The organism is Microbacterium sp. ARD31 (assembly GCF_031844425.1).
In genome coordinates this window covers 14063-29725 of sequence record NZ_JAUZVE010000028.1, presented here as the reverse complement: position 1 = coordinate 29725, position 15663 = coordinate 14063, and the positions used below count along the sequence as shown (strand labels likewise).

General features: G+C 72.6%; 19 protein-coding genes. 14 read left to right on the top strand and 5 right to left on the bottom strand.

All coding sequences use genetic code 11. The annotated features are described in order from the left end of the window. The first annotated feature begins 77 nt into the window (after positions 1-77). The 4 genes from Q9S36_RS36140 (at position 78) to Q9S36_RS36125 (ending at position 2243) form a co-directional block, all read left to right on the top strand. Positions 78-581 carry a hypothetical protein gene (locus Q9S36_RS36140; protein WP_311289620.1) on the top strand — a complete coding sequence of 168 codons (504 nt, stop codon included), beginning with the start codon at positions 78-80 and terminating at the stop codon, positions 579-581. Positions 582-652: 71 nt separating this feature from the next. Next, the gene (locus Q9S36_RS36135) at positions 653-916 is read left to right on the top strand and encodes a phosphoribosyl-ATP diphosphatase (RefSeq protein ID WP_172274997.1); all 264 of its coding nucleotides are present in this window, start codon (positions 653-655) and stop codon (positions 914-916) included. Positions 917-925: 9 nt separating this feature from the next. Then, entirely contained in the window at positions 926-1771 is an 846-nt protein-coding gene (hisG, locus tag Q9S36_RS36130) for an ATP phosphoribosyltransferase (protein ID WP_311289619.1), read from the top strand. Further along, positions 1755-2243, top strand: a complete 489-nt coding sequence (locus Q9S36_RS36125; protein ID WP_311289618.1) for a PH domain-containing protein — start codon at positions 1755-1757, stop codon at positions 2241-2243. The genes hisG and Q9S36_RS36125 overlap by 17 nt, the downstream gene beginning before the upstream one ends. A 15-nt stretch (positions 2244-2258) precedes the next feature. Here the strand turns inward: Q9S36_RS36125 and Q9S36_RS36120 are convergent, their stop codons facing one another. Genes Q9S36_RS36120 through Q9S36_RS36105 form a run of 4 tightly spaced genes read right to left on the bottom strand, consistent with a single transcriptional unit; the run spans position 2259 to position 5452 of the window. Then, complete coding sequence (locus tag Q9S36_RS36120; RefSeq protein ID WP_311289616.1) at positions 2259-3164, bottom strand: aldose 1-epimerase family protein; 906 nt, start codon at positions 3162-3164, stop codon at positions 2259-2261. Between the two features lie 56 nt (positions 3165-3220). After that, the gene (locus Q9S36_RS36115; protein WP_311289615.1) at positions 3221-3778 is read right to left on the bottom strand and encodes a uridine kinase; all 558 of its coding nucleotides are present in this window, start codon (positions 3776-3778) and stop codon (positions 3221-3223) included. Further along, positions 3768-4985 carry an amino acid deaminase/aldolase gene (locus Q9S36_RS36110; protein WP_311289614.1) on the bottom strand — a complete coding sequence of 406 codons (1218 nt, stop codon included), beginning with the start codon at positions 4983-4985 and terminating at the stop codon, positions 3768-3770. Before Q9S36_RS36110 ends, Q9S36_RS36115 begins: the two co-directional genes overlap by 11 nt. Then, positions 4982-5452 carry a hypothetical protein gene (locus Q9S36_RS36105; protein ID WP_311289613.1) on the bottom strand — a complete coding sequence of 157 codons (471 nt, stop codon included), beginning with the start codon at positions 5450-5452 and terminating at the stop codon, positions 4982-4984. The genes Q9S36_RS36110 and Q9S36_RS36105 overlap by 4 nt, the downstream gene beginning before the upstream one ends. A 47-nt stretch (positions 5453-5499) precedes the next feature. Between Q9S36_RS36105 and Q9S36_RS36100 the strand changes: the two genes are divergently transcribed. The 5 genes from Q9S36_RS36100 (at position 5500) to Q9S36_RS36080 (ending at position 8588) form a co-directional block, all read left to right on the top strand. Further along, on the top strand, positions 5500-6036 hold the full coding sequence (locus Q9S36_RS36100; RefSeq protein ID WP_311289612.1) for an SseB family protein: 537 nt from the start codon (positions 5500-5502) through the stop codon (positions 6034-6036). A 239-nt stretch (positions 6037-6275) separates the two neighbouring features. Next, positions 6276-7022: a translation initiation factor IF-3 gene (gene infC, locus Q9S36_RS36095; protein ID WP_396653913.1), complete on the top strand. Its 747-nt coding sequence runs from the start codon at positions 6276-6278 to the stop codon at positions 7020-7022. 114 nt (positions 7023-7136) lie between these two features. Further along, the gene (locus Q9S36_RS36090; protein ID WP_311289611.1) at positions 7137-7349 is read left to right on the top strand and encodes a bL35 family ribosomal protein; all 213 of its coding nucleotides are present in this window, start codon (positions 7137-7139) and stop codon (positions 7347-7349) included. A gap of 67 nt (positions 7350-7416) precedes the next feature. Then, the gene (rplT, locus tag Q9S36_RS36085) at positions 7417-7803 is read left to right on the top strand and encodes a 50S ribosomal protein L20 (protein ID WP_201935762.1); all 387 of its coding nucleotides are present in this window, start codon (positions 7417-7419) and stop codon (positions 7801-7803) included. 5 nt (positions 7804-7808) lie between these two features. Further along, entirely contained in the window at positions 7809-8588 is a 780-nt protein-coding gene (locus Q9S36_RS36080) for an RNA methyltransferase (RefSeq protein WP_311289610.1), read from the top strand. Positions 8589-8591: 3 nt separating this feature from the next. Here Q9S36_RS36080 and Q9S36_RS36075 read toward each other — a convergent pair whose 3' ends face one another. Then, positions 8592-9572, bottom strand: a complete 981-nt coding sequence (locus tag Q9S36_RS36075; RefSeq protein ID WP_311289609.1) for a WYL domain-containing protein — start codon at positions 9570-9572, stop codon at positions 8592-8594. 78 nt (positions 9573-9650) lie between these two features. Here Q9S36_RS36075 and Q9S36_RS36070 point away from each other — a divergent pair, with 78 nt between their 5' ends. From Q9S36_RS36070 to Q9S36_RS36050, 5 genes are all read left to right on the top strand, one after another. Continuing rightward, entirely contained in the window at positions 9651-10766 is a 1116-nt protein-coding gene (locus tag Q9S36_RS36070; protein ID WP_311289608.1) for an epoxide hydrolase, read from the top strand. A 40-nt stretch (positions 10767-10806) separates the two neighbouring features. After that, on the top strand, positions 10807-11070 hold the full coding sequence (locus Q9S36_RS36065; protein WP_311289607.1) for a DUF4031 domain-containing protein: 264 nt from the start codon (positions 10807-10809) through the stop codon (positions 11068-11070). Positions 11071-11080: 10 nt separating this feature from the next. Continuing rightward, positions 11081-12157 carry a PAS domain-containing sensor histidine kinase gene (locus Q9S36_RS36060; protein ID WP_311289606.1) on the top strand — a complete coding sequence of 359 codons (1077 nt, stop codon included), beginning with the start codon at positions 11081-11083 and terminating at the stop codon, positions 12155-12157. 71 nt (positions 12158-12228) lie between these two features. Continuing rightward, complete coding sequence (locus Q9S36_RS36055; RefSeq protein ID WP_311289605.1) at positions 12229-12945, top strand: response regulator transcription factor; 717 nt, start codon at positions 12229-12231, stop codon at positions 12943-12945. Then, positions 12942-15536: a DUF4153 domain-containing protein gene (locus tag Q9S36_RS36050; RefSeq protein WP_311289604.1), complete on the top strand. Its 2595-nt coding sequence runs from the start codon at positions 12942-12944 to the stop codon at positions 15534-15536. Before Q9S36_RS36055 ends, Q9S36_RS36050 begins: the two co-directional genes overlap by 4 nt. The last annotated feature ends 127 nt before the right edge of the window (positions 15537-15663 follow it).

Genomic DNA, 15663 nt, shown 5'->3' with positions numbered 1-15663 from the left:
CGTGAGTCGACTGCGACCGGGGAGAGATGTGCTCCTGCCACCGGGACCGGCCCGGCACCTCGTGAAGGAGCATTCCAGTGAACCTCTCTCGCCTCGCCGCTGCGGCGGCTCTCACCGTCATGGCCGTGATCGTTCCGGCCACCTCTGCACAGGCCCGCGACTGGCAGCCGATCGAGGGTCACGCCGGTCTCGTCCTGGCCACCTGTTCCGACGGCTCGCAGGTCCTCTCCGCGATGCCCACCGACCCGCGTCGCAACAGGTACTCCATGCAGGACGTGGTGGACGCCGACGGGAGCGTCACCGGCATGGTCCTCATGCTCAAGTACGCCGGTGGCGCCTCGCACTCCACCACTGGCCGGACGATCACGGGCAGCGGCGTGGACCGCATCGTGTTCGACTTCGTCACCGGCGACCAAACCTCCACGGGCGGGCGGTGGACCGTCACCCTCGCTGGCGAGGGATGGGTCATCAAGGACGCCGGGCGAGTCACGTTCGACGCCGCGAGCGGCGAGATGGACATCGCCGGCATCGCGTCGTCGGACTGGGCCGTGCTCTGCCCGTACTTCGGCGTCGCGGCGTGATGGTGGGCTGAGTCTCATCGAGGGTGGTCGGGCGCGCAGGGGTCGCCCGACCACCCGTAGGCTTGTCCCTCGTGAAGACGTTCGAGGACCTGTGGGCGGAGCTGTCCACCAAGGCCGCGGAGCGCCCCGAGGGGTCCGGCACCGTGCAGCAGCTGGACGCCGGCGTCCATGCCATCGGCAAGAAGCTGCTGGAGGAGGCCGCCGAGTCCTGGATGGCCGCCGAGCACGAGGGCAAGGAGGCGACGGCGCTGGAGATCAGCCAGCTGCTCTACCACGCCCAGGTGCTGATGCTCGCCTCCGGTTTGACCCTCGACGACGTCTACGCCCACCTCTGAGGTGACCTCATGACCCTCCGCATCGCCGTCCCCAACAAGGGGTCGCTGTCCCAGTCCGCCACCGACATCCTGCGCGAGTCCGGCTACCGCCAGCGCTCCGACGCCAAGGAGCTGGCGCTCGTCGACACCGAGAACGACGTCGAGTTCTTCTACCTCCGTCCGCGCGACATCGCGCTCTACGTCGGTGAGGGCACGCTCGACGTCGGGATCACCGGCCGCGACCTGCTCCTCGACTCGGGCGCCAAGGCCGACGAGGTGATGAGCCTCGGCTTCGGTCGCTCGCGCTTCCACTTCGCCGGGCCCGCGGGCCGCTACTCCTCGCTGGAGGACCTCTCCGGCCTGCGGATCGCGACGTCCTACGTCGGGGTGGTGGAGGACCACCTCTTCCGGCACGGCATCGACGCGACCGTCACCCGGCTCGACGGCGCCGTCGAGACGAGCATCCAGCTCGGCGTCGCCGACGTCATCGCCGACGTCGTCGAGACCGGCTCCACGCTGCGCGCCGCCGGGCTCGCCGTCTTCGGTGACGTGATCCTCGAGTCCGAGGCCGTCCTGATCACCCGCGGCGGCGTGGTGCCCGACGACTTCGAGATCTTCCGCCGCCGCGTCGAGGGCGTCCTGGTCGCGCGCAGCTACGTGATGATGGACTACGACATCGAGGAGTCGAACCTCGACCGCGCCACGCAGCTCGCCCCCGGGCGCGAGGGGCCGACGATCTCGCCGCTGGGCAAGGCCGGCTGGGTCGCGGTCCGCGTGATGGTGCCGCGCACGGGCGCGCAGAGGCTGATGGACGACCTGTACTCGATCGGCGCTCGCGCCATCCTCCTCACGGACATCCATGCCTGCCGGCTCTGACGGACCCGGCGGGTCGGGCGCGGCCCGCGCGCTGCCGTCGCTGCCGCACACCTGGCGACCGCTCGGCGTCCGGATCGCAGTGGTGGGCTTCGGCCTCATGCTCGTCGTGGTCTGCGTGGCGGCGTGGTTCGGCTTCGACGCCTCGGTGCGCGACCGGTTCAGCTTCCTCCAGCGCCTGACCCTCGTCCTCCTCGGCGCCGGCTTCGCGGTGTGCGGCTGGGCCCTGGGGCGTGCGCGGGTGACCGCCGAGGGGGCGGGTCTCGTGGTCGTCAACGGCTTCCGCACCCGCCGGCTGGCCTGGGAGGAGGTCATCGCCATCCACCTGCCCGAGGGCGCGCCGTGGGCGACCCTCGACCTCGCCGACGGCACGACGATCTCGGCGATGGCATTCCAGGGGTCCGACGGTCGGCGTGCCGTCCACGGCGTACGTGCGGTGCGCGAGCTCATCGACCGGGAGACCGGCGGCAGCTGAGCCCGTGCGGGGCACTCAGATGGCCTGGATGCCCCACGACACCGACAGCTCGTCGCCCGGCGAGCCGGCGGGCGCGAGGGTGACGAGGTCGGTGCCGGAGTTGAAGGCGTCGGCCGGCGCGGTCATCGGCTCGATCGCGATCCCCGGACGCGGCCCGTCGGCGGGCGGCGTGAACACCTGGAGCCACCGGTGGTTATCGTCCACCCACAGCGCCACGCCGCGGCCGGTCGCCGGGTCGACCAGCGTGGCGGTGGCGCGACCCTCCTCGCGGACGAGGGCGCCGAACCCGGCGTCGATCTCGAGGTCGCCGATCCGGCGCGGGGAGGTGAAGTCGTCCTCGCCCGAGACCGGTTCGGTGCCGGTCGGCAGCTTCCGGTCGTCGACGACGACCCGTTCCCGGGCCGGCAGCCGCAGGTCGATGCCCTCGATCGCGTCGCCCACGCGCAGGTAGGGGTGCGCGCCGCTCGCGTACGGCGCCGGCTCCGGCGACAGGTTGGTCGCCGTCTGGGTGACCACGAGGCCGTCGGCGCCGAGGTCGTACAGCACGTGCAGGTCGACCGCCCACGGGTAGCCGGACTGCGCCATGACGCGGTAGACGAGGGACACCGACGTCGCGGTGTGCTCCTCGACCGTCCACGCGGCCCAGCGCGCGAGGCCGTGGGACGCGGTGCGCGTCCCCGGGTCGGTGAGGCCGAGCTGGAGGTCCCTGCCGCCGAAGGAGTAGCGGCCGTCACGGATGCGGTTCGGCCACGGCATCAGCAGCTGGCCACGGCCCTTGGTGGACATCTCGTCCTCGCCGAACCCGTCGACCAGGTCGCGTCCCTGGTGGCTGAGCGTCCGCAGGGCGGCACCGCTCTCGGTGACCACGGCGGCGTACCCGGCCGCCGCGATCTCGTACTGCTCACCGCTCGGAGACACCATGCCGGTCACCCTATGCACCTGAGGTGCCGCACGACGGGCAGCGCAACGCCGTGCGCTCAGCCGTCGGTGGCGACCACCAGGTCGGCGTGCCTCCGCGTGCCCAGCCGCTCGAACAGCTCGTCCTCGTCGAGGCGCCACTGCTCCCACTGCGGTCGCATCGCCTCGCCGTCGCGGGCCAGCCCGCGCTCGAGCCGCAGGGACGACTCGGCCTCCACCCAGACCAGCACCCCGACCAGCTCGGCGATCCCGGGCGACCACGACCCGACGCCCTCGACGACGAGCAGTCCTCCCGGCTCGACCGTGTGCGTCTCGGCCCAGGCGTCGGCGTACCAGTCCCACCGGACCCACTGGCCGGGCTCGCCCGCCGCGAGCGGCGCCAGCATCCTGCGCACGGTGGTGGCGAGGCCGGGGAGGCCGCGCCACCCCTGCAGGAGCTCGTCGCAGTGCACCACCTGCGTGCCCGGTACGACGCCCGCGACCGCCGCGGCGAGCGTCGTCTTGCCCGACCCGGCGGGCCCGTCGACGCAGACCAGCCGACCTGGGCCGAGGGTCGGCGCGGCGGCGAGGACGCGCTCGGCGACCGCTGCTGCGACGACGGAGGGGTCAGAAGGCACGGTCGCAGCCGCGGTACGACGGCACCACGTCGGTGACCGTCTCGCCGCGGACCAGGTGCACGTCGCGCACGTGCTCGAACAGCTCGCCCGACTTGGCGTGCCGGAACCACACCAGGTCGCCGATCGCCAGGAGGGCCGCCGGGTGGCCGGTCAGCGGGGTCTGCACCTCGCCCGCCCCCTCGAGCCCGGTCAGGTGCAGCCCGGGCGGCGCCCACGGGATCGGGGACCGGTCCTCGCCGGTCGCGCCGCTGGCGATGAGGCCGCCGCCGTGGACGGTCGCCAGGGTCGGGGTCGGCTTGCGGGTGACGCGGAGCCCGAAGAACGCGGCGGGCCGGGGCTCGAAGGACGCGTAGTGGTCGAAGATGCCGGGCACCAGCAGGCCGGACCCGGCGGCGATCTCGGTCACCGCACCGTCCGCGGCCGTGGCCTCGACCGACCCGGACCCGCCGCCGTTCCAGAACTCCAGCTCCGCGACCTCGGCCAGCGCCTCGGAGATCTCGCGTCGGCGCACCTCGAGCTGGGACATCGAGGCCTGCTTGAGGCGTCGTACGAGCAGGGACTTCGTGCGCTGGTCGGGGACGTCGTCCTGGACGCCCGCGACCTGGCCCTCGTAGGTCATCACCCCGACCAACCGGAAGCCGTCGCGCTCGACGACCTTGCGCGCCATCGCCACCACGTCACCGGTGTCGAACAGCGGGGAGCGCTTGGGGCCGATGTGCTGCCCGCCGAGGCGAAGTCCGGCGTCGAGGTCGAGCGCGACCTGGATCGGTACGGCGCGCGACGAGCGCGTCGCGTCGACCAGGTCGAGGTGCACGGGGTCGTCGACCATCAGCGTGATCGCGGCTGCTGCCGACGGTGACGCGGTGAGCCGGCTGATCGCCGCGCTGTCCACGGTCGGGTAGGCCACCACGATGTCGTCACTGACGCCGGTCTCGTGGAGCCAGAGGGCCTCCGCGAGCGTGAAGGCGAGCACACCCGCGAAGCCGTCGTGGGCCAGGGCGCGCTCGATGAGGGCCGGCACGCGCAGCGACTTCGACGCCACCCGGATCGGCTTGCCCGCCGCCCGGCGGACCAGGTCGTCGGCATTCGCGTCGAAGGCGTCCAGGTCGACCACGGCGGTGGGGGTGGCCGGCTGCTCGGGCAGCCCGGCGACGGCGGCGTTGAGTCGTGCCCAGAGGCGGTTGCGGTCGACGAAGTGGTCGCTCACTGGATGCCGCGCTTCTTGAGCAGCGCCTCGATGTCGGCGAGGTCGTCGTCGATCGGCGACCCGCCGGTTGTCCCGGCGGAGGCGGGCGGCAGCTCCTCGCGCCGCCGCGTGGCGCCTGTCCGGTTGCCGGCCGCGTCGCCGGGACCGGTGCCGGACTGGGCGCGACCGAGCTGGCGGTCACGGATGAATCCGCTGACCACCCACAGCACCACGGCGAGACCCCCGAGGCCGACACCGACCCACGTGCGCACGTCGAAGACCAGACTCGTCGCCCAGTCGGTGACCGACCCGGCGATCTCGACCACCATCTCGAGCGTGCCCGTGAGCCACGCGGCGGCAGGCAGCAACGTGAAGCCCATCGCCCGCAGGCCGTTCGCCGCACCTCTGCGGCGGAACGCGATCCACGTCCAGATGGCACCCGCGACGGTGAGTGCGGCGGTCAGTGCGGCCCAGGTTGTCCCTTCCACGGCCCCAGAGTCCCACAACGCTCCACGCGTCCGGGACAATGGCGCACGTGCAGCACGACGAGCCGCAGGACGGCGCAGACCCGCTGGTGCGGACCATCCCCGACCCGGGGTTCGCCGACGACACCGGGGCCGGCGACCCGGTGCTCGCCGCGGTCCTCGCCGAGCACGACGCCGGCCGGGCGACGTCGGGCCGGGCGCTCGCGGTGCTGCAGGACGCCCGGCTGCTGGTGCCCGTGGTCGCCATCCTGGGCGAGGTCGAGCACGACGAGGCGGGTCTGGCCCACGACAAGTCCTCCGACATGGCGGCGGTGCTGGTCCGGGCCGCCGACGGCAGCACGGGGCTGCTCGCGTTCACCTCGACCCAGACGATGGCCCTCTGGGACCCTCAGGCCCGTCCGGTCCCGGTGACGGCCGCGACCGCGGCCACTGCGGCGGTCCAGGACGGTGCCGAGGCGCTGCTCGTCGACCTCGCCGGCCCGGCGACGTTCGTCGTCGACGGGGAGGACCTCGCCCGCCTCGCCGCGGGGTGGCGCCTGGTGGCGCTGGGGGAGGGGCACGGCTGGATTGGGCCCTCGGCGGAATGATCGGCTAGTCTTCGGTGTTGACCGATCAGTGCCGCCACAGCTTCACGGCGACACCGATCCCGCCAAGCGGAGTCGAGCAGCACCCGTCTCCCACCCGCACCGATCGCCCAGCACCACAGATCGTCGGGTCCAGGTCCCAGTGAGGCAGCCGTCGCGAGACGGTTGCCACCAGAGTTTCCCCCGGCAGGGGGACGAGTTCTGACTGGCTCCCGCTTGGCAACCAGCGGGAGCCATCGTTCATTTCCGGCGCAGACGACCGGGGAGGGCGAGGGGCTCCCACCCACCGAACCACTGGAGGACCCATCAGCACCGAGCTGCGCATCAACGACCGGATCCGCGTACCCGAGGTCCGGCTCGTAGGACCCAACGGCGAGACCGTTGGCATCGTGCCGACCGACCAGGCACTCAAGCTGGCCGTGGAGGCCGACCTCGACCTCGTCGAGATCGCCCCGCAGGGACGCCCGCCGGTCTGCAAGCTCATGGACTACGGCAAGTTCAAGTACGAGAACGCCCAGAAGGCGCGCGAGGCTCGCCGCAACCAGACGAACGTGATCATCAAGGAGATGAAGCTTCGTCCCAAGATCGACAAGCACGACTACGAGACCAAGAAGGGTCACGTCGTGCGGTTCCTGGGTGCGGGCGACAAGGTCAAGATCACGATCATGTTCCGCGGTCGCGAGCAGCACCGCCCCGAGCTGGGCTTCCGGCTGCTCCAGAAGCTGGCCGAGGACGTGCAGGAGCTCGGCTTCGTCGAGTCCGCACCCAAGCAGGACGGCCGCAACATGACCATGGTGCTCGGCCCGCACAAGAAGAAGGCCGACGCCAAGATCGACGCCGAGGCAGCCCGCGCCACCAAGGAGCAGGCACGTGCCGACCGCAAGGCCGAGGAGGACGCCGAGCGCGAGGCGGCGCACGCCGCAGGGCCGGTCGCCCAGAAGAAGGAGCGTCGTCGCTCCGAGAACCTCGACGCCGACATCGACGTCTGAGTTCCACCCCGACGACAGCGTCCTGACGCGGGCGCCCTGCCAGGACGCCTGCGTCACCACGAGTTCCGCCGCCCCGGCCACGAGCCGGGGCAGCACCGAAGAGGAGAGAACAACATGCCGAAGAACAAGACCCACTCGGGCGCGAAGAAGCGCTTCAAGGTGACCGGCTCGGGCAAGATCCAGCGCCTGCAGGCCGGCCGGAAGTCCGGCGCTGCGTTCGCGTCCGCGCCGACGACGGGCAGCCGCAAGAAGCACCGCCGCAACGCGGGCGTGGTCGAGCTCGAGAAGGCCGACGTCTCGCGCGCCAAGAAGATGCTCGGCATCTGAGCCTCGTCCCACCTGGTGGCTCAGCCGCCGTCCCGATCTTCAACCCATTGCATCAAGGAGTAACCCCATGGCACGCGTGAAGCGCGCAGTGAACGCCCAGAAGAAGCGTCGTACCACCCTCGACCGCGCGAGCGGCTACCGCGGCCAGCGCTCGCGGCTCTACCGCAAGGCCAAGGAGCAGGTCACCCACTCGCTGGTCTACAGCTACAACGACCGCCGCAAGAACAAGGGCAACTTCCGCAAGCTGTGGATCCAGCGCATCAACGCCGCTGCCCGCGCGAACGGCATGACCTACAACCGCTTCATCCAGGGCCTCGGCCTGGCCGGCATCGAGGTCGACCGCAAGATCCTCGCCGAGCTCGCCGTCAACGACGCGCCGGCCTTCGCCGCGCTCGTCGAGGCCGCCAAGGCTGCGCTGCCCGAGGACGTCAACGCGCCCAAGGTCTCCGCCTGAGCCAGATGGACGTCCCCCTGGTCGCGAGCAACGCTCGCGTCAAGGACGCCCGCAAGTTGAGCCGTCGCTCGGTCCGTGCCGAGCGGCGGCTCTTCCTCGCTGACGGCCCGAAGGCCGTCGAGGGCGCCCTGTCCGTCGCCGGCTGCGTGGTCGAGGTCTTCGCGACCCCGCAGGCGGTCGAGCAGTACGCCGACCTGCTCGGCGCCGCGCCCGTCACGCTGGTCGACGACCGGGCGCTGGCGTCGCTGTCGGACTCGGTGTCGCCCGCCGGTGTCGTCGCCGTGTGCCGTCCGGTCGACGCACCGCTGGGCCATGTCCTGGCCGCTGCGCCGCGCCTGCTGGCCGTCTGCGCCGACGTGCGTGACCCGGGCAACGCCGGCACCGTCATCCGAACCGCCGACGCCGCGGGTGCCGACGGGGTGGTGCTGGCCGGGCAGTCCGTCGACGCCTACAACGCCAAGACCGTCCGGGCGAGCGTGGGCAGCCTGTTCCACCTGCCCCTCGCCGTGGAGCCCGACGCGGCCGCGGCCGTCCGGGCCGCCCAGGACCGCGGGCTCACCGTGCTGGCGGCCGACGGTGCCGGCGAGGTGGGGCTCTTCGACGCCGACCTGTCCGGCCCGACCGCTTGGCTCTTCGGGAACGAGGCCTGGGGCCTGCCGCCCGAGCTGGCCGCCCTCGCCGACCACCGGGTCGCCATCCCCATCCACGGGCGCGCCGAGAGCCTCAACCTCTCCACCGCTGCTGCGGTCTGCCTCTACGCCAGCGCACGCGCCCAGCGCGCCTGAGCGCTACCCGGCAGGCACGGCTGCGGCGTACCTCGTCGCAAGGGTGCGCAGGTGGGCCACGAGCTCGGGCGGCTCGGCCACGTGGAAGTCCAGGCCGAGCATGCCGATCCACACCGCCACCGTCTCGACGCTGTCGGCGCCCGTCACCAGGACGCAGTGGTCGGCGTCGACCTCCTCGACCACCCCGACGGTCGGGTTGATCCGACGCAGCACCTCCTCGGCCGGTGCGTCGACCGCGATGCGGCAGTGCACGTTCCAGCCGGAGAAGGCCACGTCGCGCAGCACGAACGCGGCGTAGTCGCCGCCCTCCAGGGGTGCGGGGGAGAAGTGCCCGGCGCCCGGCGTGCGCAGCTCGACCCAGTCCGCCCGCAGCGCCCGCCACCTGCCGTCGGGTCGCTGTCGTACGACGACGTACCAGCGCTGCTGCCAGCTCACCAGGCGGTAGGGGTCGCACTCCAGTCGCTCCTCCTCGCCGCCACCGCCGCCGGGCCGGTGGAACAGGCGCAGGCCCTCCCGGTCGCGGATCGCCGTGGCGAGGTCCGCCAGGAGCACCACGTCGACCGCCGGCGCCTCGACGTTGGTCCCGGTGTCGGCCGGTCCGACGTCGGTGCTCTCGGTCAGCGCCCGGACCCGGCGCCACAGACGGTCGGGCAGCACGTGCTGCAGCTTCGCCAGGGCGAGCGCCCCGGCCTCCTCGATCCCGCGCACGGCCGAGACGCTGCCGAGACCGACGGCGACCGCCACCGCCTCGTCGGCCTCGAGGAGGAGCGGGGGCAGGCGGCCGTGGTCGCCGAATCGGTAGCCACCGGCCGCCCCGCGCACCGCCTCGACGGGGTAGCCGAGCTCGCGGAGGCGCTCGACGTCCTTGCGCACGGTGCGCTCGCCGACGCCCAGCAACGCGGCCAGCTCGGGCCCCGTGGCCGTCGCACGCGCCTGCAGGTGGCCGAGGAGGGCGAAGAGCCGGGACGAGGTCTGGAGCGACATGTCAGCCTCCGGAGGACGTTCGGTGGTGTCGGTTCAATCAGGCCCGAAGTGTGCCGGATTCGTCCCTACCGTACCCGTATGACCACTCACCAGAGCACCGACGACCTGACCTTCCGACCCTTCACGGTGGCGATCCCGCAGGACGCCGTCGACGACCTCGACGCCCGTCTGGCGAACACCCGGTACGCCGCCGAGCCCGCCGACACCGCCGGCACCGACGACTGGTCGGCCGGGACGCCGGTGTCGTACCTGCGCGAGATGGTGCGGCACTGGCGCCACGACTTCGACTGGCGCGCGCAGGAGGAGCGGATGAACGCCCACCCCCAGTTCCTGACCGAGATCGACGGCCAGACCGTCCACGTCGTCCACGTCCGCTCCACCAACGAGGACGCGACGCCCCTGCTCCTGCTCCACACCTACCCCGGCTCGTTCGTCGACTTCCTCGACCTCGTCCCTCACCTGACCGACCAGTTCCACCTCGTCGTCCCGACCATCCCGGGGGTGGGCTTCAGCCAGCAACTCAGCGACGGGGCCTGGGACTCCGCGCGCAACGCCCGTGCGTGGGACCGGCTGATGCGTGGCCTCGGGTACACGTCGTACGGCGCACACGGGTCCGACAACGGCGCCGTGGTGGCGCGCGAGCTGGCGATGCTCGACCCCGAGGGCTTCCTCGGTGCGCACGTCCTCCAGCTGTTCTCCTTCCCGTCCGGCGACCCGGCCGAGTTCGAGCGGATGACGCCCGAGGACCACGCCGCCCTGGAGTTCGCCGGCTGGTTCCAGACCGTCAACGGGTACGCCGCCATGAACGCCTCACGACCGCGCACGATCGCGGCGGCGCTCAGCGACTCGCCGGTGGGCCAGCTGGCCTACAACGAGCTCTTCGAGAGCTTCGGCAACGGCACCTCACGCGTCACCCGCGACCAGGTGCTCACGCAGGTGAGCCTCTACTGGTTCACCAACAGCAGCGGCGGTGCGGTGCAGGCCTACCGCGCCGAGCAGGCGGTCGAGCCGCGCGTGAACGAGGGCCGGATCGGGGTGGCGGTGTTCGCCGACGACTTCCGCTCCATGCGCCCCTTCGCCGAGCGCGACAACACCGACATCGTGTCGTGGACCGAGCACCCCGAGGGTGGCCACTTCGCCGCGATGGAGGTCCCGGTCGAGCTCGCGCGGGCGATCCGGGAGTTCTACGCCTGAGGGCAGGGGAGGCGGGCCGACCGGCTAGCCTCCCTCGTCAATGATCCTCATCGATCCACCTGCCGTGGCGAGGTGGGACCGGCTCTGGTCCCACCTCGCCAGCGACACGTCGTACGACGAGGCGCACGCGTTCGCCGAGCGGCACGGCATCCCGTCCCGGGGCTGGGACCGCGACCACTACGACGTCCCCGAGGAGTGGTACGACGCCATGGTCGAGGCAGGCGCGGTCCCCGTCAGCTCGCGCCAGCTCGTCGCCGCCCTGCGTGCCGCGGGCCTGCGCCGTCCCAAGCCCCTGCGCGACTAGGGTGGCCGACGTGTCCGAGGAGTTCAGTCGCCGGGTCGACAACAGTCCGAGCCGGTTGCGCTCGCTGGCGGACTACTACCCCGACGGGATCCTCGGCGCCACCCGCGACGGCGACGTGACCCTGCTCAACGCCCAGGGCGCCGCCCTGCTGGGCGTCGACCCGCACGAGGCGCTCGGCATGCCCCTCGCGGACGTGCTCCGGCTCCTCGACCAGGACGGGCGCACGTGGCTGGGGGTGAACCGTCCGTTCGAGAGCATCTCGATCGTGCGCGGCATGCCGGAGCAGTCGTGGCTCAACGCGTCCGGCGAGGAGGTGCTGACCACGGCCACCCTCGTGCGCGACGGACGGACCGGCCGGGTCGCCGGCATCGCCGTCGGGCTGCGCAGCGGGCGCGGGCGCGCCCTCCTCGACCGGGAGCGCTCCGACCTCGTCGCCACCGTCGCCCACGAGCTGCGCTCACCCCTCACCGGCGTGAAGGGCTTCGTGCAGGCCCTCCTGAACCGCTGGGACAAGCTCACCGACGACCAGCGCAAGCTGATGCTCACGACCGTCAACGCCGACGCCGACCGACTCGCCCGCCTCATCGCCGAGCTGCTCGACGTGGCGCGCATCGACACCGGTCGTCTCCAGCTCTACCCGCGCGAGTCCTCCGCCGAGGTCCTGGTGCGGCGCGTGGTCGACTCGATCGAGGCCGGCACCGCCCGCAGCATCACCCTCGAGGTCGAGGACGACCTTCCCGAGGTGTTCGCGGACCCCGACAAGTTCACCCAAGTGGTCACCAACCTCGTCGAGAACGCCGTCCGGCACGGCCAGGGCCAGGTCGCGGTGCGGCTGGCCGCCCGCCCCGAGCTGCCCGGCGTACGCATCACGGTCGACGACGAGGGCGAGGGCATCCCGGTCGAGATGCGCCGCCGTGTCTTCACGAAGTTCTGGACCACCGGCGAGTCCGGCGGCAGCGGCCTCGGCATGTACATCGTCGGCGGTCTCTCCCGCGCCCACGGCGGCCGCGTCACGATCGAGGACGCGCCCGGCGGCGGCGCGCGGGTGATGGTCGACTGGCCGAGCGAGGACCTGCGCCCGGAGTAGCCGGTCGACCTCCACACAACCTTCACGAGTCGTCCCCGCTGCCCGCCCGGTCGGCCTCCTAACCTCGTGCCATGACTCCTGGCACCTCGGCGACCACCCGCACGGCCCTCGTGGTCGAGGACGAGCGCACCATCAACGACGCGCTCGCCCAGCGCCTGCGCGCCGAGGGGTACGACGTCGCACAGGCCTTCGACGGGCCGTCCGCCGTCGAGCTGGCGACGTCCGCGCGTCCTGACGTGGTGCTCCTCGACGTGATGCTGCCGGGCTTCGACGGGCTGGAGGTGTGCCGCCGGATCCAGGCCGACCGCCCGGTGCCGGTGCTGATGCTGACCGCGCGCGACGACGAGGCCGACGTGCTGGTCGGCCTCGGGGTCGGCGCCGACGACTACCTCACCAAGCCGTTCTCGATGCGCGAGGTCGTGGCCCGCGTCTCGGCCCTGCTGCGCCGCGTCGACCGCGCCGCCGCGCTCGCCGAGCAGCGCCCCGCGGTGGTCGAGGTGGGCGCCGTGAGCATCGACCCCGGCACCCGTCGTACGACGGTCGCGGGCGCGCCGGTCCACCTCACGCCGACGGAGTTCGACCTGCTGCTCTGCCTGGCCCGGGAGTCCGGGCAGGTGCTGACGCGTGAACGGCTGCTTCGCGAGGTGTGGGACTGGGGCGACGCCTGGGCGAGCAGCAGCGCGACCCGGACGGTGGACAGCCACGTGAAGGCCCTGCGCAGCAAGGTCGGGGCCGAGCGGATCCGCACGGTGCACGGCGTCGGCTACGCGCTGGAGGACCTCCCGTGACGACGCCGCTCGACTCGGTCGCCAGCATCAAGGTCAAGCTCGGTCTCCTGGTCGCGGCCTCGGTGGTCGTGGCCGCGCTGCTCACGCTGCTCGGCTCGGCTGCCCACGTGCAGCCGCTCCTCGTCGTGCCGGTCACCGTCGCGCTGGCGCTCGGTGTCACCCAGCTCCTGGCTGCCGGCATGGTGGAGCCACTGCGCCGGATGACCGAGGTCTCGCGCGCCATGGCCCGCGGTGACTACTCCGGACGTGTCACGACGACCTCGACCGACGAGGTCGGCCAGCTCGCCGCCGCGTTCAACCGCATGGCCGAGGACCTCGCGACGGTCGACCGCGAGCGCCGCGACCTCATCGCCACGGTGTCCCACGAGCTGCGGACCCCCCTGACCGCGATGACCGCGCTGCTGGAGAACCTCGCCGACGGCGTCGTCCCCGCCGACCGGGAGCACCTCGCCGGCGCCCTCGACCAGGCCGAGCGCCTGGCCCGGCTGGTCGACGACCTGCTGCAGCTGTCCCGGCTGGAAGCCGGGGTCGTCGAGCTGGACCGACGCGACGTCGCGCTGCGGTCGCTGGTCGAGGAGTCCGTCGCCCAGGTCAGTTCGGCCGGGCGGACGGGCAGCTTCGACGTCGCGGTGCCCGAGGAGCTCGTCGTGCGCGCGGACCCCGCGCGACTCCAGCAGCTGCTGGTCAACGCCTTCGACAACGCCACGCGCCACGCACCGCCCGGGACCGACGTCCGGGTCCTCGCGGGCACAGAGGAGGACTCCTGGTGGCTGGAGATCACCGACGAGGGCGGGGGAGTGCCGCCCGCGGACCGTGAGCGGGTCTTCGAGCGGTTCGGCACCGACGGCGCCGGGGGCACCGGGCTCGGGCTCGCCGTGGCCCGGTGGGTCGCGCAGCTCCACGGCGGCACCCTGCGCTTCCTCGACCCCCCGGCCGGTCGCGGTGCGCGCCTGCGCCTCGACGCGCCCGTCCGACCCGCCGCCCATGTCGGCGCACCTGTCCCGTCCGACACCTCGCCGACCCCGGAGTCCCCCATGAGCACGACGACGACCGCGCCCACCCCGGCTCCGCTCCCACCGGTCCCCACGAGCAGCAAGCCCGGCATGGACGCCCTGTTCGGCCGGTTCTGGCCCGAGCAGGGCGTGCCGTCGGGCCTGCGCACGGTGGGCGCGTCGGCAGCCGCCGGGTTGCTCGCCGGCTTCGCACTGTCGTTCACCGACGTGGGCATCAGCTGGACCGCCGTCGCGATTGCGTGCGGGACCGCCGCCCTCGCGACGGCTCGGCGACGACGGGAGCCGTGGACGCTGCTGTGCGCCGGTCTCGCGCTCCTGCTCGTGCTGCCCATGACGCTCCTCGACGCGTCGTGGGTCCACCTCGTGTGCCTCGTCGCGGCCACCGCGGTGTTCCTGTGCGGCGTCACCGGGGCCCGCACGATGCCCGGCATCCTGCTGTCGGGCCTCTCCTGGCCGCTCGCCTCGCTGCGCGGGCTCCCGTGGTTCGCCCGGTCCCTGCGCATCGCCGGCACCGGGTCGCGCACCCCGGCCCTCGTGCGCACGGCCGCGTGGTCGTTGCTTGGCCTGGCGGTGTTCGGCACGATCTTCGCCAGCGCCAACCCCGTCTTCGGCTCTTGGGTGAACCGGCTGCTGCCGAACCTGACCTTCAACGACCTCGTCGGGCGCGCGTTCCTCGCCTGCTTCGTCTTCGCGGCGACCCTCGGCGCGGCCTACCTCGCGCTCAACCCCTCACGCGTCGAGGTGCTCGCGGCGCGGAGGCCGGCGCCCCTGGCCAACCGGTTCGAGTGGTTGGTCCCGGTGCTGGTCGTGGACGGCGTCTTCCTGGGCTTCATCGCCGCGCAGGCGCGGGCGCTGGTCGGTGGGCGCGACTACATCGAGGAGACCACCGGCCTCACCTACGCCGACTTCGTGCACCAGGGCTTCGGCCAGCTCACCCTCGCCACCGCGCTCACGGTGCTCGTCGTCTGGGTCGCGTCGCGTCGCGCCGGGAACACGCCGGAGGACCGCCGATGGCTGCTCGCCTCGCTGGGCCTGCTGTGCGTGCTGACCCTGCTCGTCGTCGCCTCGGCGCAGCGAGGGATGAGCGTCTACCAGGACGCCTACGGGTTCACCACGCTGCGCCTGTTCGTCGACGTCTTCGAGGGTTGGCTCGGCTTCGTGGTCCTCGCGATCATGGTCGCCGGCGTCGCCCGGCGCGGCAGCTGGCTGCCGCGGATCGCCCTCGTCTCGGGAGCCCTGGCGCTCGTCGGGCTGGCCGCCATCAACCCGGACGCATGGGTGGCCGGGCGCAACATCGACCGCTACGAGGCCACGGGCGACCTGGACCTGGACTACCTCCAGTCGCTGTCGTCCGACGCGGCGCCGGTCATCGTGGAGCGGCTGCCCGAGGAGGTGTCGCGCTGCGTGCTCCAGCTCCTGCCGTACAACGGGTTGGAGCCGGAGATCGTGGACGACCCCCGCGCGTGGAACCTCGGGCGGTCACGCGCCCAGGACGCCGTCGGGCGCATCGACCTCGCGGCCCTCCCGCGCACGGCCGACGACGAATGCGCTGGCGTGTGGGAGTCGTTCGCCCAGTAGCATGGGCGTGTGGACACGAGCCTGCGATTTCTGCGCCCCGGACCTGGTCCGTCGGGCAGCTGACGTCACCGGGTCCGGGGAGTGCCCCCGTCCGACCCGATGCTCATCCACTTCTAGACTCTGCGGC

Coding starts and splice junctions, on each gene's coding strand:
- Q9S36_RS36055 (WP_311289605.1), top strand. CDS start 12,229: ATGACTCCTGGCACCTCGGCGACCACCCGCACGGCCCTCGTGGTCGAG.
- Q9S36_RS36065 (WP_311289607.1), top strand. CDS start 10,807: ATGATCCTCATCGATCCACCTGCCGTGGCGAGGTGGGACCGGCTCTGG.
- Q9S36_RS36090 (WP_311289611.1), top strand. CDS start 7,137: ATGCCGAAGAACAAGACCCACTCGGGCGCGAAGAAGCGCTTCAAGGTG.
- Q9S36_RS36125 (WP_311289618.1), top strand. CDS start 1,755: ATGCCTGCCGGCTCTGACGGACCCGGCGGGTCGGGCGCGGCCCGCGCG.
- Q9S36_RS36080 (WP_311289610.1), top strand. CDS start 7,809: ATGGACGTCCCCCTGGTCGCGAGCAACGCTCGCGTCAAGGACGCCCGC.
- Q9S36_RS36120 (WP_311289616.1), bottom strand. CDS start 3,164: ATGGTGTCTCCGAGCGGTGAGCAGTACGAGATCGCGGCGGCCGGGTAC.
- rplT (WP_201935762.1), top strand. CDS start 7,417: ATGGCACGCGTGAAGCGCGCAGTGAACGCCCAGAAGAAGCGTCGTACC.
- Q9S36_RS36075 (WP_311289609.1), bottom strand. CDS start 9,572: ATGTCGCTCCAGACCTCGTCCCGGCTCTTCGCCCTCCTCGGCCACCTG.
- hisG (WP_311289619.1), top strand. CDS start 926: ATGACCCTCCGCATCGCCGTCCCCAACAAGGGGTCGCTGTCCCAGTCC.
- Q9S36_RS36070 (WP_311289608.1), top strand. CDS start 9,651: ATGACCACTCACCAGAGCACCGACGACCTGACCTTCCGACCCTTCACG.